Origin of the sequence: Cytobacillus oceanisediminis (assembly GCF_007830235.1) — a bacterium.
GTDB classification, from domain to species: domain Bacteria; phylum Bacillota; class Bacilli; order Bacillales; family Cytobacillaceae; genus Cytobacillus; species Cytobacillus oceanisediminis.
Genome location: NZ_VLKI01000002.1, coordinates 494,719 through 517,316 on the forward strand (window position 1 = coordinate 494,719; position 22,598 = coordinate 517,316).

General features: G+C 42.1%; 23 protein-coding genes. 13 read left to right on the forward strand and 10 right to left on the reverse strand.

The genetic code is table 11. The features are described 5' to 3' along the window. Positions 1-426: 426 nt before the first annotated feature. On the reverse strand, positions 427-1,425 hold the full coding sequence (locus IQ19_RS06190; protein ID WP_144541025.1) for an NAD(P)/FAD-dependent oxidoreductase: 999 nt from the start codon (positions 1,423-1,425) through the stop codon (positions 427-429). 392 nt (positions 1,426-1,817) lie between these two features. On the opposite strand from IQ19_RS06190, the gene IQ19_RS06195 reads away from it, so the two are divergent. From IQ19_RS06195 to IQ19_RS06210, 5 genes are all read left to right on the forward strand, one after another. Beyond that, positions 1,818-3,035 (forward strand): NAD(P)/FAD-dependent oxidoreductase, encoded by a 1,218-nt coding sequence (locus IQ19_RS06195; RefSeq protein WP_144541027.1) that lies wholly within the window; start codon positions 1,818-1,820, stop codon positions 3,033-3,035. A 121-nt stretch (positions 3,036-3,156) separates the two neighbouring features. Continuing rightward, positions 3,157-3,648, forward strand: a complete 492-nt coding sequence (locus tag IQ19_RS06200; RefSeq protein ID WP_144541029.1) for an NUDIX domain-containing protein — start codon at positions 3,157-3,159, stop codon at positions 3,646-3,648. A 161-nt stretch (positions 3,649-3,809) separates the two neighbouring features. Then, positions 3,810-3,935 carry a YuiA family protein gene (locus IQ19_RS27690; protein ID WP_158638743.1) on the forward strand — a complete coding sequence of 42 codons (126 nt, stop codon included), beginning with the start codon at positions 3,810-3,812 and terminating at the stop codon, positions 3,933-3,935. A gap of 369 nt (positions 3,936-4,304) precedes the next feature. Further along, a complete protein-coding gene (locus IQ19_RS06205) occupies positions 4,305-4,628 on the forward strand; it encodes a YuiB family protein (protein ID WP_144541031.1) in 324 nt (107 codons plus the stop codon). 189 nt (positions 4,629-4,817) lie between these two features. Further along, a complete protein-coding gene (locus IQ19_RS06210) occupies positions 4,818-5,531 on the forward strand; it encodes a 3D domain-containing protein (protein ID WP_144541033.1) in 714 nt (237 codons plus the stop codon). Positions 5,532-5,619: 88 nt separating this feature from the next. Here IQ19_RS06210 and IQ19_RS06215 read toward each other — a convergent pair whose 3' ends face one another. From IQ19_RS06215 to IQ19_RS06225, 3 genes are all read right to left on the reverse strand, one after another. Further along, on the reverse strand, positions 5,620-6,405 hold the full coding sequence (locus IQ19_RS06215) for a cobalamin-binding protein (protein WP_144541035.1): 786 nt from the start codon (positions 6,403-6,405) through the stop codon (positions 5,620-5,622). A 15-nt stretch (positions 6,406-6,420) separates the two neighbouring features. After that, the gene (locus IQ19_RS06220; protein ID WP_144541037.1) at positions 6,421-6,897 is read right to left on the reverse strand and encodes a divergent PAP2 family protein; all 477 of its coding nucleotides are present in this window, start codon (positions 6,895-6,897) and stop codon (positions 6,421-6,423) included. Between the two features lie 153 nt (positions 6,898-7,050). Further along, positions 7,051-7,710: a hypothetical protein gene (locus IQ19_RS06225; protein ID WP_144541039.1), complete on the reverse strand. Its 660-nt coding sequence runs from the start codon at positions 7,708-7,710 to the stop codon at positions 7,051-7,053. 162 nt (positions 7,711-7,872) lie between these two features. Between IQ19_RS06225 and IQ19_RS06230 the strand changes: the two genes are divergently transcribed. The 5 genes from IQ19_RS06230 (at position 7,873) to IQ19_RS06250 (ending at position 13,527) form a co-directional block, all read left to right on the forward strand. Next, the gene (locus IQ19_RS06230; RefSeq protein WP_144541179.1) at positions 7,873-8,250 is read left to right on the forward strand and encodes a DUF309 domain-containing protein; all 378 of its coding nucleotides are present in this window, start codon (positions 7,873-7,875) and stop codon (positions 8,248-8,250) included. A gap of 99 nt (positions 8,251-8,349) precedes the next feature. Next, positions 8,350-9,852, forward strand: a complete 1,503-nt coding sequence (locus IQ19_RS06235) for a leucyl aminopeptidase (RefSeq protein ID WP_144541041.1) — start codon at positions 8,350-8,352, stop codon at positions 9,850-9,852. 592 nt (positions 9,853-10,444) lie between these two features. After that, complete coding sequence (locus tag IQ19_RS06240; protein ID WP_144541043.1) at positions 10,445-11,758, forward strand: Na+/H+ antiporter family protein; 1,314 nt, start codon at positions 10,445-10,447, stop codon at positions 11,756-11,758. A gap of 280 nt (positions 11,759-12,038) precedes the next feature. Beyond that, positions 12,039-12,632, forward strand: coding sequence for a sulfite oxidase-like oxidoreductase (locus IQ19_RS06245; RefSeq protein WP_144541045.1), 594 nt, complete (start codon positions 12,039-12,041; stop codon positions 12,630-12,632). A gap of 133 nt (positions 12,633-12,765) precedes the next feature. Next, entirely contained in the window at positions 12,766-13,527 is a 762-nt protein-coding gene (locus IQ19_RS06250) for a DeoR/GlpR family DNA-binding transcription regulator (protein ID WP_144541047.1), read from the forward strand. A gap of 140 nt (positions 13,528-13,667) precedes the next feature. Here the strand turns inward: IQ19_RS06250 and IQ19_RS06255 are convergent, their stop codons facing one another. The 5 genes from IQ19_RS06255 to IQ19_RS06275 all read right to left on the reverse strand — a co-directional run bounded on the left by IQ19_RS06255 (position 13,668) and on the right by IQ19_RS06275 (position 17,571). Further along, positions 13,668-14,189, reverse strand: a complete 522-nt coding sequence (locus IQ19_RS06255) for a MerR family transcriptional regulator (RefSeq protein WP_144541049.1) — start codon at positions 14,187-14,189, stop codon at positions 13,668-13,670. A 102-nt stretch (positions 14,190-14,291) separates the two neighbouring features. Further along, positions 14,292-14,822, reverse strand: a complete 531-nt coding sequence (locus IQ19_RS06260; protein ID WP_144541051.1) for an undecaprenyl-diphosphatase — start codon at positions 14,820-14,822, stop codon at positions 14,292-14,294. A 409-nt stretch (positions 14,823-15,231) separates the two neighbouring features. Continuing rightward, a complete protein-coding gene (locus IQ19_RS06265) occupies positions 15,232-16,263 on the reverse strand; it encodes an alpha/beta fold hydrolase (protein ID WP_144541053.1) in 1,032 nt (343 codons plus the stop codon). A 1-nt stretch (position 16,264) separates the two neighbouring features. Beyond that, on the reverse strand, positions 16,265-16,714 hold the full coding sequence (locus IQ19_RS06270; RefSeq protein WP_242020914.1) for a hypothetical protein: 450 nt from the start codon (positions 16,712-16,714) through the stop codon (positions 16,265-16,267). An 83-nt stretch (positions 16,715-16,797) separates the two neighbouring features. Then, entirely contained in the window at positions 16,798-17,571 is a 774-nt protein-coding gene (locus tag IQ19_RS06275) for an SDR family oxidoreductase (protein ID WP_144541057.1), read from the reverse strand. Between the two features lie 187 nt (positions 17,572-17,758). Between IQ19_RS06275 and IQ19_RS06280 the strand changes: the two genes are divergently transcribed. Further along, positions 17,759-18,004 carry a hypothetical protein gene (locus IQ19_RS06280; RefSeq protein WP_144541059.1) on the forward strand — a complete coding sequence of 82 codons (246 nt, stop codon included), beginning with the start codon at positions 17,759-17,761 and terminating at the stop codon, positions 18,002-18,004. Between the two features lie 91 nt (positions 18,005-18,095). Here IQ19_RS06280 and IQ19_RS06285 read toward each other — a convergent pair whose 3' ends face one another. Then, the gene (locus IQ19_RS06285) at positions 18,096-19,505 is read right to left on the reverse strand and encodes an alanine/glycine:cation symporter family protein (RefSeq protein WP_144541061.1); all 1,410 of its coding nucleotides are present in this window, start codon (positions 19,503-19,505) and stop codon (positions 18,096-18,098) included. Between the two features lie 319 nt (positions 19,506-19,824). On the opposite strand from IQ19_RS06285, the gene IQ19_RS06290 reads away from it, so the two are divergent. Then, on the forward strand, positions 19,825-21,081 hold the full coding sequence (locus IQ19_RS06290) for a PucR family transcriptional regulator (protein WP_144541063.1): 1,257 nt from the start codon (positions 19,825-19,827) through the stop codon (positions 21,079-21,081). Positions 21,082-21,198: 117 nt separating this feature from the next. Then, entirely contained in the window at positions 21,199-22,329 is a 1,131-nt protein-coding gene (ald, locus tag IQ19_RS06295; RefSeq protein WP_144541065.1) for an alanine dehydrogenase, read from the forward strand. Positions 22,330-22,598 lie beyond the last annotated feature (269 nt).

Sequence of the window (22,598 nt, forward strand, 5' to 3'; positions counted from 1 at the left end):
TCCACCGGCCTTAGACCGCGTCATTTCAACGAGTGACGCATATATTTGAAAAGTGACGCATAAGCTGTAAGAGCTGACGCATAAGTTGGCGGAAGTGGCGCATAAAGAACTGAAGTGAAGCATAATACCTCCGGAACGGCGTATAAACTATCAGTGACGACCCAAAAATTAGCCGGAACAACGCAAAAAAACGGCCACGACGCAAAATGGGCTTGAATGGACACGCAAGAACCAGCTGAAAAGACGCAAAAGCAGGCTGGAACGACGCAACACTCAGTTAAAACGACGCATAAAACCGGCCACGATACAAAGCTATTAAAATCGAGGCCAAATCGGATTTTCAACGCACACTGTATACGGACCAGGATAATCATCTTATTCCAACAAAAAAGGGTGGCCCCATCAAAGGCCACCCTTTTCCTATTCTTATTTGCCAAACATGGAAGAGCTGTGCATTGGCTGTACTTTTGCTTTTGGATCGATAAAGGATTTGGCATGGTTGACTGCAGTTGGTGCTTCGCCAAAGCCGCAGGCGATTAGCTTTACTTTGCCATCGTATGTGCAAATGTCGCCGGCAGCATAGATGCCTTCAACGTTTGTTTCCATTCTGGAGTTAACAACGATTGAGTTCTTTTCGATTTCAAGTCCCCATTCCTTGATTGGTCCGAGTGAGGAAACGAAGCCGTAGTTAACGATTACGGCATCAACATCGTACACTTCTTTTTCTTTGTCTGTTACGCCTTCAAGAATGACTTGCTTGATTCCTTCATCGTCACCGATCAGCTCTGCAGGTACGTAAGGTGTTTTGATTTCCACCTTGGAGTTTTGCAGGTTTTCTACGCTGTGCTCATGCGCGCGGAATTTATCCCGGCGGTGAATAATGGTTACCTTTTCGGCAATTGGCTCAAGCATTAATGCCCAGTCAACAGCAGAATCTCCGCCGCCGAATACAACCACTTTCTGGCCAGCAAATTTATTCAAGTCATCAATGAAATAGTGAAGGTTCTTACCTTCATATTGTGCAGCACTTTCCAGTTCAAGGCGGCGTGGCTGGAATGCGCCATTTCCGGCAGTGATAATGATTGTTTTGGAATAGTGGACTTCTTTGTTGGTTGTCAGCTTAAAAGTGCCGTCCGCCTGCTTTTCCAATTTTTCAACAGACTGTTCAAGAGATACAGTCGGCTCGAATTTAGCCATTTGTTCTTTCAGATTATCGATTAATTCCTGAGCGCGGACTTTCGGGAAGCCAGCAACATCATATATGTATTTTTCAGGATAAAGAGCAGATAATTGTCCCCCAAGCTGCGGCAAGCTTTCAATTATTTTTACTGAAGCTTGTCTCATACCCCCGTAGAAAGCAGTGAATAAACCAGTTGGCCCCCCGCCAATAATGGTTATGTCATACACTTTTTGATCTTCTTTCATGCTATATCCCCCCAAGTATGTATTGCAATTCCAATCTATATTTTAACATAAATCAAAAAAAACCTCACTAATCGTGGTAAATATTATGAATAATAAAAACTCTCTAATAGGATACCAAGAGGATTTATAATTAAAAACACGTATATTCTCTTAAAAAGTCTCAAAATTTTTAAGTTTTTCAACTATTTTTTAAGACTTGAAAAACAAATGGAAGTAGAATAATATGTATTGTAGGCATAATGTTAATATTTTGTGACAATTTCAAGTCATTTTTTTGAACTTGTTCGTGAATAACATCACAAAGTTTTTTATATTTTTTGAAATAAAAAATATAAAGCAGCGGAAGCTAAGAAAAACATTAGAAAATACTAAAAAAGGTGGAAGTGATACACTTGAGAAAGCCAAAGATTGTTATCCTGGGGGCGGGCTACGGCGGATTGATGGTTGCAACCCGTTTGCAAAAATCTGTAGGAACAAATGAAGCAGAAATCGTATTAGTGAATAAAAATGACTACCATTACGAAACAACATGGCTGCATGAGGCATCAGCCGGAACACTTCATCATGATCGTGTACGGTACGATATTAAAGATGTTATCGACCGCAACAAGGTAGAGTTTGTTCAGGGAATTGCTCTGGAAATTAAAACAGAAGAAAAGAAAGTCATCATGGAGAACGGCGAAATTGACTATGATTATCTAGTTGTTTCCCTTGGTGCAGAGCCTGAAACGTTCGGAATCAAAGGGCTTAAAGAGCACGCATTTTCAATCGTCAATGTAAATGCTGCACGCCAAATCCGTGAGCATATTGAGTATCAATTTGCTACTTATAATACAGAGATTGAGAAGAAGGACGAGCGCCTGACAATCGTGGTCGGCGGAGCTGGTTTCACAGGAATTGAATTCCTTGGAGAATTGGCAAACCGTATTCCAGAGCTTTGCAAAGAGTATGATGTGGACTACCATAAGGTAAAATTAATCTGTGTGGAAGCAGCGCCAATGGTACTTCCTGGCTTCGATCCTGAGCTTGTTAATTATGCTGTTTCCCACTTGGAGAAAAAAGGCGTACAATTCATGATCGGCACAGCTATTAAGGAAGCTACTCCAGAAGGCATCATCGTTGGAAAAGGCGAAGATGAAGTAGAAGAAATTAAAGCTGAAACAGTTGTCTGGGCAGCAGGTGTCCGCGGAAACTCCATTATTGAAAATTCCGGAATTGAAGCAATGCGCGGCCGTGTAAAAGTTCAGCCTGATTTACGTGCACCTGGCCATGATAACCTGTTTATCATCGGGGACTGCTCATTAATTATCAATGAAGAAATTAACCGTCCATACCCTCCTACTGCACAGATCGCCATGCAGCAGGGTGAAGTATGTGCAAGAAACTTAACTGCTTTGATCCGCAACAAGACTGAGCTGGAAACATTCACTCCTGATATCAAAGGAACAGTTTGTTCACTTGGTGAAGATGATGCAATTGGTGTTGCATTCGGCAAAAAGATGGTTGGCTCCAAAGCATCATTTATGAAGAAAATGGTTGATAACCGTGCCCTATATATGATTGGCGGACCTTCCCTTGTATTGAAAAAAGGTAAGTTCAACGTTCTTTAATATAACTGCTCTTATACAATAATGAGGGGATAGACTATTGGGTCTATCCCTTTTTTAGTGCCTAATAAAAGAGCTATCCCATCAAGCTCATGATACAATATTTTAAAAAGGGGGATATCAGATGGGAGTGGAACATAAAAGGGGTAAAGTCTGGCTGGCTGTTTCGGGCCTTGTTATTTCACCTGATGGCAAGTGGCTTGTCGTGAAAAAGAAATACGGCGGATTGAAAGGAAAATGGTCGCTGCCTGCTGGATTTGTGGAACCGGGAGAAACAGCGGATGAAGCTGCAGTTCGGGAAATTAAGGAAGAAACAGGGGTAAAATGTACGGTGAAAGGCATGATTGGCTTACGGACAGGAGTCATAAAAGGGGAAGTCAGTGATAATATGATCCTTTTTATGCTGGAAGCAGAGCCTGGACAATCCTTAAAAGTTCAAGAGAGCGAGCTTTTTGACGTACAATACCGTGAACCGAGGGAGCTTGCAAGCGATCCGGATGCTTCAGTCCTTCTAAAATACATATTAAATTCTTCGGACTCCTCTGTAAAACCCTTAATAGATGGAATTAACCCGGGGGAAACATTTGGATATACAGCTTACAAGATATTTTTATAATTTTCTGAAATTTAAAGATACAGCGAGATTTTAGAAGCAAAACATGCTTGTATGCGTTTCCATTGATATTTTTTCGTGAAATTTGAAGCTTTTCATTTATTCATATCCTTGGTATATTATCAGAAAATTCAGTTACGAAAAAACCGAAGGAGATGAATGAAATGGCAGCTAAGAATTATGAAAACAAAGAGTGTATGTATTGTTCAGGTAAAGGATATTTCCAATTACTATTGGGAGGTTCAGAAACCTGTTCATGCTGCGGCGGTACAGGCAAGAAAAAAGATTAAGATGAAACTTCGCGGAAAGCGAAGTTTTTTCTTTTGGAAAGGCTCTGTAAAGCTCATTGTTGATATGGGCACCCCGTACTGGCCTGTTGATTTTCCACTCAAGAAGCTCAGCGAACCGCGGGCGGTCCGACGCTCCTCAAGCATTTAGCCTGTGGGATCTCCCTTTGACTGGCTTCTCCCGCTTGGGTCTCGTGCTTTCCGTTCCAAACAGAGACTTGGAAAAATTGTATGCTGCCGGAAGGACGGGGGCTCCTTTTAGAGCTGTCCGCCAAAGACTGAGGACTTTTATGTACATGCGCTTTTCTTATTGACTCCTTAATCCACATTAAGTACACTAAATATTGATGTGCTAAGGGAGGAAACAAGTCCATGCAAATGACGATCTTCGTTTTGCCTATCTCCATGCTTCTGTTTTTTGTGCTGTTTTTTGGGATAGGTTTTATATTGAATATGCTATTAAGAATGTCCTGGATTATGGCTATTATTTATCCGATTATTGCGATTTTAATTATTGATAAGGTCCGGTTTATTGAATATTTTCAAAATACGGGTGAAGCCCTTTCAAGTCTTGGTGTTGAGTTCTCCAGTCTTGCTCTGGCGGATATACTCATTTTAAGCAGCGGGATGGCAGGGGCTATTGTCGCTGGAATCACAATCAGGCTGCTCCGTAAAAAAGGATATCGTATGTTTTAAAAAGCTAAATCTCTGCTGTTTGCAGAGTTTTTTTTATTTTATTTGAATAGTATGCTCAAATCGCGCAAACCCTTGGCGTAATTGGTTTTATGCTGTCTGTAACTGCTTGCTGGAAGCCTTTTGCTCCTTAAAGTTATGAATATATCTCTGAAAGATGGGAAATGAATAACTTTGGGAGGAGTGTTTTAGATGAACAGATTAAAGAAATGGACAAAGCGTTCCATCATGTCAGCTTTATTTTTAGGAGCATTGTTAACGACTTTTCACTCGATATCTGGAGTAGAAGCGAGATCGATCGTTAACTTTTATCAAAGTGAAGCTGAACAAGCTGGCAAGGATGAGCTTTCAGGTTTTGATCATACATTTAAATCGGTTGGTGTAGCCTTTAAATTTTTACAGCGTGCAGCCAGTCTGAATCCAAAGATTTCTGCCAGCGAAGCGGTGGCGAGCCAGCCCCCAACTTTGGAGGAATCGATTGACTGGTCGCAATATCAGGCAAAGCAAGTGGTTGCGACGGGATACACGGCATATTATGAATCCACGGGTAAAAATCCTGATCACCCGTCATTTGGCATTACATACTCAGGAGTTAAAGTGAAACGAGATTTATATTCTACTGTCGCAGCAGATTTAAATGTTTTTCCGATTGGGACAATCCTGTTTGTTCCTGGCTATGGATATGGCGTCGTGGCTGATAAAGGCGGGGCCATCAAAGGAAATAAACTGGACCTTTATTATGAAACGGTCGATGATGTTTATAATAATTGGGGAAAAAAGACGCTTGATGTCTTTATCATTGAAATGGGTGATGGTACCCTGACGGAAGAAGATTTAAGAATACTGAATGAAAATGAATCGATGCAGGTTTTTAGGCAGCAATATATTAAATCCGAGCAGAAATAAATAGAATAGCATAAGGCGCTGAATGAACGCTTGAAAGTAGATGAAAAAAAGGCAAATCCGCAATCAAAACGGATTTGCTTTTTTAGCTTTAAAAAGAAGAGAATGCCTCTGAATGGATTTTTTTAGCCAATCTAACGGCTCCTTCAATCAGCCGTGGCGAAGGCCTGCAATAGAGTTCTTCTTCAAGGACAAGGATTTTGCTCTGCTTTACTGCCTCTAGCTCGCTCCAGCCAGGGCGTTTTAACACAATTTCCGGATTTACCTTTTCCCTTCTGACACCTACCCAGGCGAGGCAAATATAATCCGGCTGTCTCATCAGCACGTCTTCCCAATCGGTCTGGACACTTGCAAGCTCGACATCACTGAATAAATTTTTAGCTCCTGCAATCTCACTGATCTCTGTGAGCCAATTGACTTTTCCGGGTGTGAAAACAGGTTTTGGCCACCATTCCCAGTATAAGCTGGGCTTAGACTTTATACCTGCTGAGATTTTCTTGAGCTCTTCTATTTTTGCACGAAAGCTCTTAGAGGCAGAAATGCCTGCTTCAGGTTTTCCGATTCTTTCGGAAACAATGATTAAATCCTGCTCAATATCCTTAAGGCTTTGCGGATTTAAAACAATGTGGGGAATTTGCCTTTTTTTCAGCTCCTCCACATTCTTTTCCATACCCGGTACGCTTAAAGATGCAAGCACCAGGTCAGGCTTCAATTCCTCAACCTTATCCATATTGATGGACAAGTCGGGCCCCAGCCGCGGAAGCCCGCTTATTTGATCAGGCCAATCCGAGTAATCATCTACACCGGCCAGCATATGGGTAAACCCTAAATATTCCATTAACTCTGTATTGCTCGGGCATAAAGAAAGGATTTTCATTTCAGTTCACACCTATCAGGATAATAAATAATGAAGGCCTAAAGTTAATAAGATGCCAGTTAAGCCGCCAAATAAAACTTCAACTGGCTTATGGCCAAGGAGTTCTTTCAATTCTCTCTGCTTTTCCTGTCCCTCTTTTTTCTGCCACATCTTTGCCTCTTCAACAAATTTATTAAAATCGGCAACAAGCTGATTCAGGACAATGGCCTGTTCCCCTGCCTGACGTCGAACGCCGGTAGCATCAAACATCGTGATAATGGCAAAAACAGCAGAGACGGCAAACACAGCGGAGTCCATTCCGGTTTCAAGTGCTACTCCAGTGGAAAGGGCGGTAACAGCTGCAGAGTGGGAACTTGGCATCCCCCCAGTACTCGTCAGCAGTGACCAATTAACTCGTCTGGTAGCGATAAATTGAATTGGCACTTTTACAAATTGAGCAAAAAAGATGGCTGCGAGAGCAGACCATAAAGGAAAATTCGTCAATAATTCCATTTGAGACCACCTTTAAGTTGTATGATGCTTTCACTGGAGCCTGCATTAGTTTTTACAAAATGCAGTTCAACAGATTAGCTGAAATTTCTTAAAACTTATATCTAATATTCTCTAACAGTTTTCTTCTTCCTGCAAGCAGTTCTGATGGAAGCATTATGAAGAGATTGTCCGTTTTTGAAAATGTACTGTAGCAGTTAGGGAAAGCAAGAGGATTAATTCAAACGCATTGACAGCTGCTGCGCTTTCAATTGGAAGTTTTATGGCGCTGCCGATAATCATGATAAAAGATCCGGCAAAAAACCAAAACCATTTTTGTTCGCGCCAAACCATGATTGATGATACCAGCAAAACTACAGAAACGACCAGCACCATGATGGGGGGGCCGCTCTCGGTTTCCGCACTGCTATAACTCAGGACATTGTATTCCCATTGAGGCTTTAGTTTAAGGCCAAACACTTCTGTAAAAAGCTCAAGCATAATTAAGCCGGCAGTCAGCAGAAATGCTATAGTCTTCAGCCAGCCTTTTCTGGCCCATTCAATGCCTGCCTGCTTCAAGGTAATCCAAGAATAAAGAACAAGCAGAGGCGTAAAAAAGGCATGAATCCAAAAACGGGCATAATTCAGGTGTTCAAGCGTATGCCCCTCTCCGATAAAACGGCCGGCTGCCAGAATTCCGTTATCATAAATCAGGCCGGCGATAACGGGCAATAAGAATGCAGCACTCGCTGAATCGCTGTTTTTTACCAAAATGAGCGCCCATAGGAAAAGCAGTATATAAATGATAGCGAATCCGGCAAATAAAATCGTGTCCATATATTTCTCCTTTCTTTCTCTATTCTTCTTTACCCATTTATGCCGGAATATACTTAAGAGAATGTGTTGGATGCTATAAATGTGCGGATGCTCTTTCCTTTTGCTAAAATGGGCAGTAACAGCGGGTTAGGGACTTGTAAAATGAAGTGGGAGTGGATTCTCTTGGAAAATTACCCGATTGAATATTACGAGTTCTTCGTAAGCTTTAATGAAGGTGACTATTATACGTGCCACGACCTTCTTGAGGAAATGTGGATGACAGATAAAGGCAATCTCTTTTTTAAAGGGCTGCTGCAAATGAGTGTAAGCATCTATCACTATGAGTATGGAAATGTTAAAGGGGCAAGGCTTATGATGCAAGCTGCCTGCGACTACTTGCAGTCGTACCGGCCGAAGCATTGGGGGCTTGACTTGGAGCATGTGTACCAGTTTATTGAAGAATGTCTCTCTATTTTTCCAAAAAAGATTGATCGGGTACCTTTTGATGAGGTTGGAAATCTTCCAAGGCTGCCTCAGCTCGTATTGTATCTGGAGGAATAGGCAGAAATTGAGTGTTCATAAAATTAGATAGTCGAAATAATTCTGTATTTTCGATATAATAAGATGAAGTAGATTAGAAGTTATTATGGGGGTGCAAAGATGTTTTCAGTAAAACAGGAACTCAATTACTCAGCTGTACACGAATGCGTGATTGTCGGTGTGTTTGATAAACCAAACAAGTTTGAAGGTGTTCTTGCCGGAGCAGACGAGCAGTTTGACGGTCAGCTGACAGAGCTGGTGAAAAGCGGAGATATTTCTGCAAAGAAAAAAGCAGTTGCAAAAATACATACTTTCGGAAAGATTGGAGCTAAGCGCTTGATTGCAGTGGGGCTTGGGAAGGAAAAAGAATATAGCTTTGAGCTTCTGCGCGAAGCATTGGGAAAAGCCTTTAAAGAAGTGAAATCATCGAAGCTTCAGGATGCAGCGGTATACCTTGACACTTTTACAAGCGAAAAAGTAGATGCGCTTGATGCAGCCCACGCAGTCAGCGAAGCCTTTGCTCTTGCTACATACAAATTTGAAGATTACAAACAGAAATCGAATGAACCGGAAAAAGAAATTGAAAGCGTTGTGGTCTATAGCGATGCAGCAGATGAAGAAGATGTTAAGGCATCCCTAACGGTTGGATATGCATACGGAAAGGGAACGAACTCAGCCCGTACACTCGTGAACCTGCCAGGGAATATGCTGACAGCTACAGATATGGCAAATTACGCGTCAGAACTTGCATGGAGATTCGGATTCGAAGTTGAAGTCCTTGATAAAGAAGACATGCTTAAGCTTGGCATGGGTGCCCTTTTGGCAGTTAACCAAGGGTCAGCAGAGCCTCCTAAAATGATTGTCCTCAAATATCAGGGCAAGGAAGAATGGAAAGACGTAATTGGTTTGGTCGGTAAAGGGATTACTTTTGATACAGGCGGTTATTCCATTAAGCCGAAGGACGGCATTGTCGGCATGAAAAGCGATATGGGCGGGGCAGCAGCCGTGCTCGGAGCAATGGAAGTGATCGGGGAGCTTAAGCCTGAGCAAAATTTAGTCGCTGTTATCCCCTCAACCGATAATATGATCAGCGGAACAGCCTTCAAGCCCGATGATGTCATCACATCCATGAGCGGCAAAACGATTGAAGTCCTTAACACGGATGCAGAAGGCCGTCTGGCTCTCGCGGATGCGGTAACGTATGCAAAGCATCATGGAGCAGATTACCTGGTTGATGTGGCAACCTTGACAGGCGGTGTGATCGTCGCGCTTGGCGAGGAAACAACTGGCGCTTTAGCCAATAATGAAGAATGGTTTGAGCAGGTGCTTGAAGCATCCTATGAAGCAGGCGAACCAATCTGGCGCTTGCCGCTTTTTGAAAAAGACAAGGAAAGAATCAGAAATAGCAAAATTGCTGATCTGAACAACTCTCCTGGCCGTGCCGGACATGCGATTATGGGCGGAGGGTTCGTAGGCGAATTTGCCGAAGATACACCATGGGTTCACCTTGATATTGCAGGCACTGCTACAACCGCGAAAAACTATGATCTTGGACCATCAGGTGCAACAGGCGTAATGGTCCGCACACTGGCACTGCTGGTGGAAAGATTTGAAACTAAATAAGATAATCTTAGAAACTCCGGAAAAATCCGGAGTTTTTTATGTGCATGTGATTTGGTTCATACAAGTACCCTAAACGTTTCGCGGATAAAGCGGGAAATTCGCGGTTAAATGAAAATTTTCACGGATCTATCGGGTCGGAAGGTTCAAAGGGCAGATTTTCTTCTCCATATCAGTTTCCTTTCACGAAAATTCAGCTGAAATTCTGTTCAAAAGCGGGTCAACCAGAATGTAAGAGAAGTGACAAGGCAGAAAAAGAGCATTTTACCGGCCGATTTAAACAAATTACCGGCCGAAATTATACATTTACCGGCCAATTTAAGCAAAATACCGGCCAAGCTGAAGGATTTACCAACTATGCAGCTTTTAAACGAGGAACGGTCAGCTCTACTCTATTATCCGCAAATTTTCCTTTTGATTCCAGCATCCAATCCTAATTCCTCCTTTGGTCCAAACTCCCAATATCAATCTATTAAAAACCGATTGACATGAAAAGAGCGGATGTGATAGTTTAATACTTGTGTTTTAACTCTCTACCGATTTAGCAGAGTAAAGCGAATTATAAAATCAAAGCAAACAGAAAGAGGGTTGCATCATGAATGCAGTTGTACTTGCAGTTCTAATCATGCTTGTTCTCAGCCTTTTGCGTGTAAATGTGGTTCTTGCCCTTGTGGCGGGCGCACTAGCAGGCGGGCTGGCAGGCGGATTAAGCATAGATAAAACGGTTGAAGTCTTTTCAAACGGACTTGGAGGAAGCGCTGAAGTTGCCTTAAGCTATGCATTATTAGGTGGTTTTGCCATTGCGATCTCGGCAACAGGACTTCCAAATCTAATGGTAGAATGGGTTCTTGCAAAAGTCGGCAAGGACGGCGAATCCAGAGGGAAGACTTTATCAAAAGCACTTATCGTATTTTCTATTTTAATGATGGCGATTTTTTCCCAAAATCTGATTCCGATCCATATTGCGTTTATTCCCATTTTAATTCCGCCTTTATTGAAGGTCATGAATGAGTTGAAAATTGACCGTCGCTTAATTGCGTCTGTATTGACGTTTGGTTTGACGGCACCTTATATTCTGTTGCCGGTGGGCTTCGGTCAAATTTTCCAAGGAATCATTGCAGAAAATATGGAAAGCAGCGGTTTGGCGGTGAACATGTCTGACATTCCAAAAGCAATGCTGATTCCGACTGCAGGTCTTGTTGTTGGTTTGCTCATTGCGATTTTTGTTTCTTACCGCAAGAAAAGAGACTATCAAACAACTGAAATCGTTGAGACGGAAAAAGGAGAATATTCAAAAGCTGGCATTTTTCTTTCTCTGGTTGCGATTGTTGCAGCATTAATTGTTCAGCTGCAGCTTGATTCCATGATTTTTGGCGCGCTAACAGGAATCCTGGTTATTTATATCAGCGGTGCCGTTAAATGGCGGGATGCTGACCAGCTTTTAACAGAAGGCATGAAGATGATGGCGTTCATTGGATTTGTGATGCTTGCTGCCTTCGGATTTGCTGATGTTTTAAAAGAAACGGGAGATGTGGAAAGGCTTGTTGAGCAGGCAGCAGGAATCATTGGCAACAATAAATCACTTGCAGCCTTGCTTATGCTCCTAGTAGGCTTGCTTGTAACAATGGGAATCGGTTCTTCCTTCTCAACGATTCCTATCATTGCAACCATTTTCGTTCCGCTTGCACTTGAGGTTGGCTTCAGCCCAATGGCGACAATCGCATTAGTAGGAACTGCGGCAGCGCTTGGTGATGCTGGATCCCCGGCATCTGACAGTACTTTAGGGCCAACAGCAGGCTTGAACGCAGACGGACAGCACAATCACATATGGGACACTTGTGTGCCTACTTTCGTGCACTATAACATCCCGCTGATCCTCTTCGGATGGCTTGCAGCAGTTATTCTTTAATAAAAAGCTCTGTTAAACTTGACTGTTGATTTCAGCTCCAGGCGCTCAGCGAACCGCGGGCGGTCCCGGGACCTCCTCGGCGCTCTGCGCCTGCAGGGTCTCCCTTTGACGGAGTATCGCGCCTTCCGCCCAATCAACATACTGCCTGAATCAAGTAAGAACTTTAACATAGCCTAATAAAAAAAGCGGCTTCTCTTTATGGGAGAAGCCGCTTTTCTATATACTTTTAACCACCTTCAAAGTAGGTTACCATAAAGAAAAACGAACCGAGGTGGCTGCAGTGTATTTTGGCAAAGTAAGAAAACCGGTTTCCAGCAGGGTACCGCCCAACCAGAACGTTACAACTGCCTTTCCTGTGCTGCATTATGGAAATGTTCCATATTACAGCGATATGCAGGAATGGTCTCTAAAGGTTTTTGGGGAAGTGGAAAAGGAGCTTTCCTTGTCTTATGATGAAGTAATGAACCTGCCGCAGACTGAGTACAAAAATGACATCCACTGTGTTACTGGCTGGTCAAAGCTTGATAATGTGTGGAAGGGAATTTCCGCTGCAGAACTGGCCAAGATTGCAGGTGTAAAAGAGGCTGCAAAATTTGTTATCCTCCATGCAGAAGAGGGATGGACAACTAACCTTCCGATTGATGATTTTTTAAAGGAGACCAGCATGCTAGCACATACACATAATGGTGAAACATTAACACCCGAGCACGGATTTCCGTTGCGTGCAGTGATTCCCCATCTATATTTTTGGAAAAGCGCAAAGTGGGTAAGAGGCATTGAATTTTCAGAATCTGATAAGACGGGATTCTGGGAAAAAAACGGGTACCATAATTATGGGGATCCATTTAAAGAACAGCGTTTCAGCTGGGATTAGCACCATCATAAGCATTTGAGGAGTTTTTCATTATATTCACTTGAAAACACTTATGTAAAACATTTATAATGAAGTTAATTACTTATAAATCATTACAAAAAAGCAATTCCACTTAAAAAGCAGGCGGTTTATTATGTACCAAGAAGAAAGATTGATAGCGATCCTGAATTATCTGGAAAACAATAAGCGGATTTCAGTAGATCAAATTTGTACATTGTTTGATGTATCCAGAGACACGGCAAGGCGTGATCTGGTTAGGCTTGAAGAGGACCAGAAGATTGTTCGGACGAGAGGGGGAGCAATTCTGCCAGCTCCCCGCCATGAAATAAAGGATTATGCCAATCGGCTAAAGATGGTTTCCTCCGAGAAAAAAAGAATCGGGCAAAGGGCAGCATCCCTGATCCAAGACGGTGAAAGAATTATTTTGGATACCTCCACGACCGTTCAGGCATGTGCCGAGAATATGGGGGAAATTCCTTGTACTGTTATGACCAATTCAATTAACCAGGCGGAAATACTTTCATCAAACCCCAATGCGGATATATTGCTGCTTGGCGGCATGCTGCAAAAAGAGCACCGCTTTTTATACGGATCTTCTGTTATCGAAAAACTGTCCCAGTATCAAGTGGATAAAGCATTTATTGGAGTAGTCGGGCTTTCGGGGAGCGGCCTTACTCTTGCTCATGAGGAAGACGGTATGGTTAAAAGAAAAATGATCAGCCAGGCGGACCAGGTAATTGTCCTTGCTGACCATACAAAAATCGGGGTAACCGAGTTTTTCAGGTTTGCGGAGTTAAGTGACATTGATCTTCTTATAACGGATAAAATGCCTAACAAAGCTTTTATTGACATATTGCAGAGGTTTAATGTGGAATTGCTGATAGCAGAGGGCTAATCAAATAGGCGCTGGCGTAACCCGATTGGGGCGTGACGGCCTGTGCTCTCTAACTGAAGCATTCCCTTAACCATAAAAGCGTTACTAGCTGGAAGCCAGCTGTAACGCTTTTTTGTGTAAAAGAGGAGGCAGCCATCCAACTAAAATCCAAAGAGCATGGAAAAGATATTTTTCTTTTTAAGCCTTTTCCTTGGCTTTTCCTGATCAAAAACCAAAAGAGTATCAGCCGGCATTTTTCGGCTGTTTCCAGTTTGCTTGGCTTCAAGTGCTTCTATCCGTTTATTCAGGCGTTCAATCTCTTTCTGAAACTCCTCGATTTCACGGCGGTGCTGAAGCAGCTGATAAGAGACAACATCATCAGCTTTTCCGTTAAGTCGCTGCTCGAGTTCGCTTATTTTTAATAAAACCTTTTCCATGCCCGGGTAGGTTGGTTCGCTTTGGACAGTTCCTTTTCTTGCCTTTTTGCCCTTCACGGTTACATCTTGCAAAATCATTCCCTGGTTAAGCTGATCTTGAACCTGCTTCAACAGATTAATATCTTCATCCGTAAATAAATAATGTCCTAATTCATTCCGTTCCGTCCGGAGTTCAAGTTGTTTGACCCATCGCTGCACAGTGCTTGGTGAAACCCCTAATAATTTGGCTACAGCACTCGTATTCATCCTGATCCCCCTCCCATTTTCCAAACCCAATTCTCTATTGAAAACGGGAAGTCCTTCCCAGGTGACAAAACAAGTTCTCTTTCGCCAAAGAAAGTGTTAATTTTACATTTTTTTGAATTCTTCTTTGTCTTCAGATGGATCCATTTTGAAAAATCTATCTGTAATCCAGCCAACAGCACTCCCAATTAAGGCGCTTCCAATTATGTCGGAAGGATAATGATGGCCTGCCCAAATACGGGAAAAGCCTGTAAGAGCTGAAAGCCAGCACAAAACACGTCCTATAAATCGGTTTCCGTTTTGGATGACAACAGAAGCAGCAAAAGCCATTACTGTATGCTTGCTTGGAAAAGTGGAATCTCTTTTTGATGGGATCAGAATTCCGACCTTGCTTCTGACGAATGGCCGCGGTTTAAAATAAAAAAGCTTGATGATCCTGTTCAGAATTAGTGCGAGCAGGGAAGCAAACGCTGCTTTTTTTGCTGTATTCCTAGCCGGACCTTTCGCAAGCCACATAGCTGCCAGTGTTAATAAAAATACATACCTTGCCTTATTCGAAATGAGAATCATCAGAAGATCCAGGGGGGCAAAACGGCCGGATATCCGGTTTATTGCGTTGAAAATTTTTACGTCCATTTTTAAAATCTCCTTTAGCATTAATACCCTTAATATTTGCCACTTTGCCTTTAATAACTCAAACCTAATTTGGGAATTGCTGAAGCTGTTCCGTTTTCAGATTAAAAATGTATTTCGAAAATATATTAACAATCGCGGAAAAAAATCAAAATTTCACGGTTATATATTTATTTTTTCGCAGAAAAAAATTCTAATTTACTAAAAGTGTCCCTTTATAAAATACAAAAACCATGCAGAAATAGCATGGTTCTTAACGGTACTATTCTCCAAAAAAGTCTTTGAATACGAGGGAAGCGAAGCCCATAAAAGCACTGATGGTATGGCCGCTTTTACCAAAATTGTAATTCCAAAAAAACATTGATATACCTCCTTTAAAATTGAATTCCCCCGCTTTGGCAGGGGAAGAGAGTTATTTTATCTGTCCGGAACGGACCGAGAGCCATTCATCCATATAGCCAGGCACCTTGCCTTCCGATATAAGGTTGGCGTGTCCGCCCTTCAGCAGGTGAAAGTGTTTATCTTTGCTTGAAACTAGGTCCATTGCAGGGAGAATTTGTTCCTTTGGTACAAGGCGGTCAAAGCTCGAAGCAACTGCAAGCAGATTGGCCTTAATATTGCCTAAATCAGCCTGTTTTCCATCAATGACCAGACTTCCTTTGACAAGCTTGTTTTCTTTTCCAAGATCATGCAGAATTTGCTTTAAAGCTGCTCCAGAAAAAGGAATATGGCTATTTGTCCAGTGGTTGAACCGCTTCCACCTTTTTGTGTATTCTTCATTATCGGCACGGCTCAGAAGGGATAAGTAAGGGGAATAGTAGACAGGCGAAGTAACCAGCCTCATTCCAGTTTTAATGGCCGGGGCGGGAATCAGTCCCCATGCATCAAGAATGGAATCCAGGTCAGCGTTAGTTTCACGCAATTCTTTTGTCCATTGGCTGAACGCGGGAACCATGCTGAAATCAATCGGCGCAACGGATAGGATTAAATTTTTAACAGGTTCTTCTGCAATTGCAGCATAGATAGCTGCAAAAGTGCCGCCCAGGCAAAAGCCCATAACCGTTATTTCATCTGCTTGGGCATGGTATAGAGCTCTCCTGACACCCTTTTGAATGTATTGGGTAATATAGTCATCCATCGTGATGTCTTTATCCTCATAGCCTGGAATGCCAAAATCAAGCAAGTAAACATCATAGCCGCTATTGGTCAAGGCCCCGATTAAACTGTTCTGGGGTCCCAAATCAAGAATAAAAGCCTGATTTACAAGTGAATAAACGAGGAAAACTGGCACCCTATATTTCTTTTCAGCAGGCGCATAATGCCAGAGAACAGCTTTGTTTTTCTTCCAAACAGCCGTGCGGGGAGTAAATCCTGTTTCCGGTTCAGGCTGTTGGATGGTTTTGAAGAATCCAAACAGTTTTTTAGAAAGGGGATTTTCTGCCATTTTATTGATCCGCGCTTTCACTGCTGCTGGAAGATTCCAATTCCTGGTCAAGGGTCTGTTTTAGGTCCGAGAGAGCTTTAAGGATTTCATTCGGGTGAGATTTAGAATTTGATGATGAGACGGCAAGCGATCTTTTTAATTCCTCCATCGATTGAGCCAAAGCCATTACTTTTTCATCGATCAGATCCATTTTTTCTTCTGCCTGAACAGTCAATTTAGCAGCATTTGCCACATCTGTTTTTGTAGGGAAATTAAGAGGGATGGATAGAGTTTCTATAGCTTGCTGCAGCTTTTTCATAGCGGCGGCTGTCACCTCTGAGCGGGTAATCATATCTTTTAAAACATCTTCTTTATTGAGGGAGTTTTGGATCGATTCATTCAGCTCTTTCTCTACCTTCATCCCTACCTTTTTAATAGAGTTTAATAGGGCTTCTGTATGGTTTATGGTCATATACATTCTCCTTTCTTTAAGATGCAGTCCTGAAAGTCCCGTTCCCCTTTCTGAACCGTTATCATTGATTAAATTTTCAGTAACTAAAGTGATACGGTCATGCCTCCGTCTACAACTAAAACCTGGCCTGTGACGTAATCAGAGGCTTTGGAGGATAGAAAGACAGCTGTCCCTTTTAAGTCATCCTCATTGCCGAATCTTCCGGCAGGAATGTTTTTTTGGATAACTGATCCTGATTTTTCCAATTCCTTTGTTATTTTGGTTGGAAAGAACCCGGGTGCGATTGCGTTTACCTGAATACCTGAAGGGGCCAGTTTTACAGCCAAATCCTTTGTGAGGGATATAACCGCTCCTTTGCTGGTACTATAAGCGACTGCATCCAAGATAGCCGAATGTGTTCCTCTCATGCCTGTTACTGATGATATATTGATGATTTTTCCGCTGCCTTGTTTCTGCATCACCTTGGCAGCAGCCTGAGAAAATAAAAACATGCCTTTTAGATTCACATTCATCACTTTGTCCCATTTATCAGCAGGCAGTTCCAGTACGGGAGCAACCCATGATGTGCCGCTATTGTTAATGAGGATATCAATGCTGCCGAATTTGTCTAAAGTTTCATTGATTACTTTCTGAATGTCTTCTTCCTTCGTAATGTCACACTCAATGGCAAGCGATTTGATGCCTCTTCCAGTTAAACTGCTGCTGACGCGCTCGCATGCCTCATGATTGCGGGAGCACACTACAATATTTGCGCCTGCGTCTCCAAGTGCATTTGCCATTTGCTCGCCGAGTCCCCGTCCGCCGCCTGTCACGATTGCAGTTTTATTTTCTAAATGAAATAACTCATTCAGTTCCATTGTCATCCCTCCCTTGAAGAAAAATTATGTCATGCTTCTAGCGGATTCATTTTAAATTAGACTTCGATATAGTATAGACAAGCAGACCCCTTGTGGTTCCAAAATTGGTTTTTTCGCCTTGTCCCTAAATGTATAAGGAAGAAGGAAAGAGAAAAGGATGAATAATAAACTGGAGGGAGGCAGAAACATGAATAGGGAGCAAATCGAGGAGATCTTTGATGAATGCGTCTCTCCGTCGCTTAACAGCGGGCTGGCATTTAAAGTCTGGCTGAAGGGGGAATGGGATACGGAAGATGGGGAGGATATAGCGGATTTCCTGAATGTTTATTCCTTTGTTAGGGAAAAAGAGCTCTATGCAGATGAACTTCTCTGTCACTATCGCATTTTTAAATATATTACGGAAAAAAATGAGCTTTCTTTTTTCTCGCGGTAAACAAGAACAAACACAGATCAGAGACCTGTGTTTGTTTTGAAAATATTATGTTAAGCTCCAGCGCCTTGGTCAGGCGCTGGAGCTTTTCCTATTAACTAGCCATTTTATGCTGCTTGTTAGCTGCTTTATAGTGGTTTTCAAAGAATTCGTTTGTATCTTTCACAACTACTTTGCTAAGCAGGATTAAGGCAATTAAGTTCGGAATCATCATTAATGCGTTAGCCATGTCAGCGAAAGCCCAAACCGTTGTCAGGTTTGCAACCGCTCCAATCCCAGTGGCAAGGATGTAGATTCCGCGGTATCCCATAATTCCTTTTGTTCCAACAAGGTATTCAAAGCACTTTTCACCGTAAACATACCAGCCGACGATTGTGGAGAAACCAAAGAAGATAACAGAGAACGCCACAATGTATTCCCCAACTGTGCCAAGTGCGTGTGCAAAGGCTGCACTTGTTAATGCACCGCCGTCAAGATTGGCTTCGTGCGGTACACCGGATAGCAATCCGCCTGTTGTATCCCAGAAACCTGTAATAATGAGAACTAATCCAGTCATTGTACAAACAACGATTGTCACAATAAAAGTACCTGTCATTGCTACTAGAGCCTGTTTAACAGGATGGTCTGTTTTTGCATTTCCGGCAATTAGGGCTGCTGTACCAAGACCGGCTTCATTTGAGAAGATTCCTCTTGATACACCATTTTTAATCGCTTCAGATACAACAACTCCGACAAATCCGCCAGTTGCAGCAACCGGATTGAAAGCATAATAGAAAATGGTTTCGAAACCAGGGATAATCTGGTCGTAGTTAACCGCTAGAATAATCAAGGCTCCGCCAATATAAAGCACTGCCATAATCGGTACAAAGAAACCTGCAACTGTACTGATGCGCTGAATTCCGCCAAAAATAATTAACGCAGCAAGTACTGCCAAAACAATACCTGTAATCCAATTACTAATGCCAAAAGAAGTATCCATTACTGCTGCGATTGTGTTAGATTGAACGCTGTTTCCAATTCCAAGGGCCGCAAAAGCACCAAAGATGGCAAATGCAACGGCAAGCCACTTGAACTTTCTGCCAAGGCCGCGCTCAACATAATACATAGGTCCGCTTGAGTACTCGCCATTCGCATTTTTTACACGGTATTTCATGGCCAATAAAGCTTCGGCATATTTAGTTGCCATTCCAAGTAAACCAACGATCCACATCCAAAAAATGGCTCCAGGTCCCCCTAGCGTGATCGCGGTTGCTACCCCCGCGATATTACCGTTCCCGATTGTAGCTGCCAAAGCTGTCATAAGGGCTTTGAAGTTACTAACATCACCCTCATCGTTAGAGGAAGCCTGCCCTTCCTTTGTAAATCCTAATTTAAATGCATACAGCAGCCTTCTGAACTGAAGGCCTTTCAGCATGAATGTTAAAAGAACACCAGTACCAAAAAGTAAAACCAAACTTGGTGTACCCCAAAGCACCCCGTTAATTTTATTAAGCGTTTCAAGCATAAAATTGTCGCCTCCCAGTTGTTAACGCTTTCAATTCTTGTGAACTAAACTAATAAACTATGAAATTTTTGTGAACAAGACCTATTGTAAAATTATCTGAATATAACTTCAACCCATTTTCATGAATTAAAACTATTGAGAATTTTATAAAAACAGGTACCAGGTACCACCCGAATTTTGTCGAATCGCCATTATGGCTTTGGTAGAGTGATGGGGGAGGAATGAGGTATAATATAATAGGTTAGAAATCGTGTTATTGGGTCTTCAAAAGCATATTAATTATTAAAATATATTTTAGTGGTTTAAAGGGGTTTTAGGATTGGATCAAGATAAAATGGGAAAAGATCCGTTTAAGAGGACGTTTGGCAATCTCGAGGAATTGGTTGATAAGATTCGTGATGTTTTGGAATGTCCGGTTACAATAGAGGATGTCAATCATCGCCTGCTTGCCTACAGTACACATGACGATCAGACGGATACGGCCAGAATTGCGACGATTATCAGCAGAAAGGTGCCGGAAAAGGTAATCAACCGTTTATGGAAGGAACGCGTGATTCCCCAGCTGATGCAAAGCGGTGAACCCTTGAGGATTACGGAAATAAAGGAAATCGGTCTCGGCAATCGGGTAGCAATCTCCATCCGCAATCATAATGAAGTATTGGGCTATATTTGGGTGGTGGAGGAAGAAAACCTCTTAACAGAAAGCAAGCTGAACCTTCTTAAGTTGGCTGCCCAGTCTGCAAGGACCGAACTGTTAAAATTAAACTCGCAAAAAAAGAAAAGAGTGGAAGGGTACCAGGACTTTTTCTGGGAGCTTTTAACCGGCCACTTCCAAAGCCATAGCGAAATTTTGGACAGATTTGAGGACTTAAGTATTAAACCTCCATCACCCTTTGCGGTTCTAGTCTTTCAATTTAAGGAAGAAATCAATTCAAAAATCGAACAAAATATTATTTACCTGATTACAACAAGCCAGAAAATTAATATTACCTTTTATGCAGGGATGGGGAATGAGTTTATCATCCTGGCAGCACCGCAGGAACCTTCCTTATCCGAAAAAACGTTCACTGAGTTTATCCAGTTCTTCATCGATCAAATGAAGACCCGGTTTAACATCGATCACATTAGCGGAGCGACAGGAACTATCTATGAACGTTATGAAAAAGTAGAAAAAAGCTATCAGGAGGCATTAAAGGTTCTTCGGCTTAAAGATCAATTTAGAGATGAAATCCAGCAGATTTACAGCTATCAGCAGCTCGGCATATTCCGCTATCTTGATGCTATTCTGGAAAAAAAGCGGACAGAGCCTTATGAGCACCCGGGTATAGAAAAGCTGATCAAATACGACGCTGAGCATCGAACCAATTTATTAGCGACTCTGGAAGCTTTTATCGACCATGACAGCAATGTAAATGAAACAGCAAAAAAACTTCATGTCCATATGAACACACTTAACTATCGGCTCAAGAGAATCACGGAGATCGGCGAAATCGATTTAAAAAATACGAATACCAAGCTTTCTTTATATCTTGAATTGAAAATGAAGCGTTTGGAAAAAAAGAGCCCTCATTTGTAGATTTCCACAAATGAAGGCTTTTTCATTTTACCGAATTAACAATGACAGCGCTTTAATAAAATTATTATACTGAATATAGTAAATTTCATACTTGATAGATTGAAAGGGGATTTTTCCATGATTATTGGAGTACCTAAAGAAATTAAAAACAACGAGAACCGTGTTGCTGCAACACCAGCAAGCGTTGATGCACTAGTTAAATCCGGACATAAAGTACTTGTTGAAATTGATGCAGGAGTTGGAAGCGGTTTCACTAACGAAGATTATACAGAAGTTGGAGCTGTTATTGTAGACACTGCTGCAGAAGCCTGGGCTGCTGAAATGGTTATGAAGGTTAAAGAGCCTCTTCCATCCGAATATGGCTATTTCCGCGAAGGTTTGGTGCTTTTCACATATCTTCACCTTGCAGCTGAACCTGAGCTTGCAAAGGCATTAACTGAAAAAGGCGTTACTGCCATTGCCTATGAAACAGTTGAAGTGAACCGTACATTGCCTCTTCTAACTCCAATGAGTGAAGTGGCAGGTCGCATGGCTTCTCAAATTGGAGCTCAGTTCCTTCAAAAAACAAATGGCGGTATGGGAATCCTCTTAGCAGGCGTTCCTGGCGTATCCCGCGGCAAAGTGACAATCGTTGGGGGCGGTGTAGTAGGAATCAATGCTGCAAAAATGGCAATTGGCCTTGGCGCACAGGTTACAATTATTGACCTAAGCCCAGAGCGACTTCGCCAGCTTGACGATATTTTCGGAAACAGCATTCAAACGCTAATGTCAAACCCATTCAACATCGCACAAGCGGTTAAAGATGCAGATCTTGTCATCGGTGCTGTTCTGATCCCAGGAGCAAAAGCACCTAAGCTTGTAACAGAAGAAATGATCAAAACAATGAAGCCAGGTTCTGTAGTTGTTGACGTGGCAATCGATCAGGGCGGTATTTTTGAAACTGTTGACCACATTACAACTCATGACAACCCAACTTATGAAAAGCATGGCGTTGTACACTATGCAGTTGCGAACATGCCTGGTGCAGTTCCAAGAACATCAACAATCGCTCTTACAAATGTTACAATTAACTACGCTCTGCAAATTGCCAACAAAGGCGTTGTAAAAGCAATTGAAGATAACGCTGCACTTAAGCTTGGTGTTAACGTTGTAAACGGAAGCATCACATACCCAGCGGTTGCAAAAGATCTTGGCAATGACTACATTCCAGTAGAAGAAGCATTCGCTAAAATAAAGGCAGTTAACTAATATTTTTAACCCCCTTGGCTGATTAGGCTAAGGGGGTTTTTGCTTAAAGATTATAGAGAATGTATGGTTACCAAATTTTTCTTGTTTAAACACCACCCAGAAATGGACGTCATGCTGCGAATATTTATAACAAGGTTGGTAAGCCTTATTATTTCCTCCCTTTCCTGATTCAATAGGAGAGGGCTTTTTTATGTTGCCATGAGGACCCTCCTTTTTCAATAGATAAGAATTTATATATTTGAACTTCGAATGCTGTCTACCTCCAGCAC

Excerpts from the sequence above, each read along its gene's own strand:
- IQ19_RS06190 (WP_144541025.1), bottom strand. The coding sequence starts at position 1,425 with ATGAAAGAAGATCAAAAAGTGTATGACATAACCATTATTGGCGGGGGG.
- IQ19_RS06200 (WP_144541029.1), top strand. The coding sequence starts at position 3,157 with ATGGGAGTGGAACATAAAAGGGGTAAAGTCTGGCTGGCTGTTTCGGGC.
- IQ19_RS27690 (WP_158638743.1), top strand. The coding sequence starts at position 3,810 with ATGGCAGCTAAGAATTATGAAAACAAAGAGTGTATGTATTGTTCAGGT.
- IQ19_RS06205 (WP_144541031.1), top strand. The coding sequence starts at position 4,305 with ATGCAAATGACGATCTTCGTTTTGCCTATCTCCATGCTTCTGTTTTTT.
- IQ19_RS06210 (WP_144541033.1), top strand. The coding sequence starts at position 4,818 with ATGAACAGATTAAAGAAATGGACAAAGCGTTCCATCATGTCAGCTTTA.
- IQ19_RS06215 (WP_144541035.1), bottom strand. The coding sequence starts at position 6,405 with ATGAAAATCCTTTCTTTATGCCCGAGCAATACAGAGTTAATGGAATAT.
- IQ19_RS06220 (WP_144541037.1), bottom strand. The coding sequence starts at position 6,897 with ATGGAATTATTGACGAATTTTCCTTTATGGTCTGCTCTCGCAGCCATC.
- IQ19_RS06225 (WP_144541039.1), bottom strand. The coding sequence starts at position 7,710 with ATGGACACGATTTTATTTGCCGGATTCGCTATCATTTATATACTGCTT.
- IQ19_RS06235 (WP_144541041.1), top strand. The coding sequence starts at position 8,350 with ATGTTTTCAGTAAAACAGGAACTCAATTACTCAGCTGTACACGAATGC.
- IQ19_RS06240 (WP_144541043.1), top strand. The coding sequence starts at position 10,445 with ATGAATGCAGTTGTACTTGCAGTTCTAATCATGCTTGTTCTCAGCCTT.
- IQ19_RS06250 (WP_144541047.1), top strand. The coding sequence starts at position 12,766 with ATGTACCAAGAAGAAAGATTGATAGCGATCCTGAATTATCTGGAAAAC.
- IQ19_RS06255 (WP_144541049.1), bottom strand. The coding sequence starts at position 14,189 with ATGAATACGAGTGCTGTAGCCAAATTATTAGGGGTTTCACCAAGCACT.
- IQ19_RS06260 (WP_144541051.1), bottom strand. The coding sequence starts at position 14,822 with ATGGACGTAAAAATTTTCAACGCAATAAACCGGATATCCGGCCGTTTT.
- IQ19_RS06265 (WP_144541053.1), bottom strand. The coding sequence starts at position 16,263 with ATGGCAGAAAATCCCCTTTCTAAAAAACTGTTTGGATTCTTCAAAACC.
- IQ19_RS06270 (WP_242020914.1), bottom strand. The coding sequence starts at position 16,714 with ATGACCATAAACCATACAGAAGCCCTATTAAACTCTATTAAAAAGGTA.
- IQ19_RS06275 (WP_144541057.1), bottom strand. The coding sequence starts at position 17,571 with ATGGAACTGAATGAGTTATTTCATTTAGAAAATAAAACTGCAATCGTG.
- IQ19_RS06280 (WP_144541059.1), top strand. The coding sequence starts at position 17,759 with ATGAATAGGGAGCAAATCGAGGAGATCTTTGATGAATGCGTCTCTCCG.
- IQ19_RS06285 (WP_144541061.1), bottom strand. The coding sequence starts at position 19,505 with ATGCTTGAAACGCTTAATAAAATTAACGGGGTGCTTTGGGGTACACCA.
- ald (WP_144541065.1), top strand. The coding sequence starts at position 21,199 with ATGATTATTGGAGTACCTAAAGAAATTAAAAACAACGAGAACCGTGTT.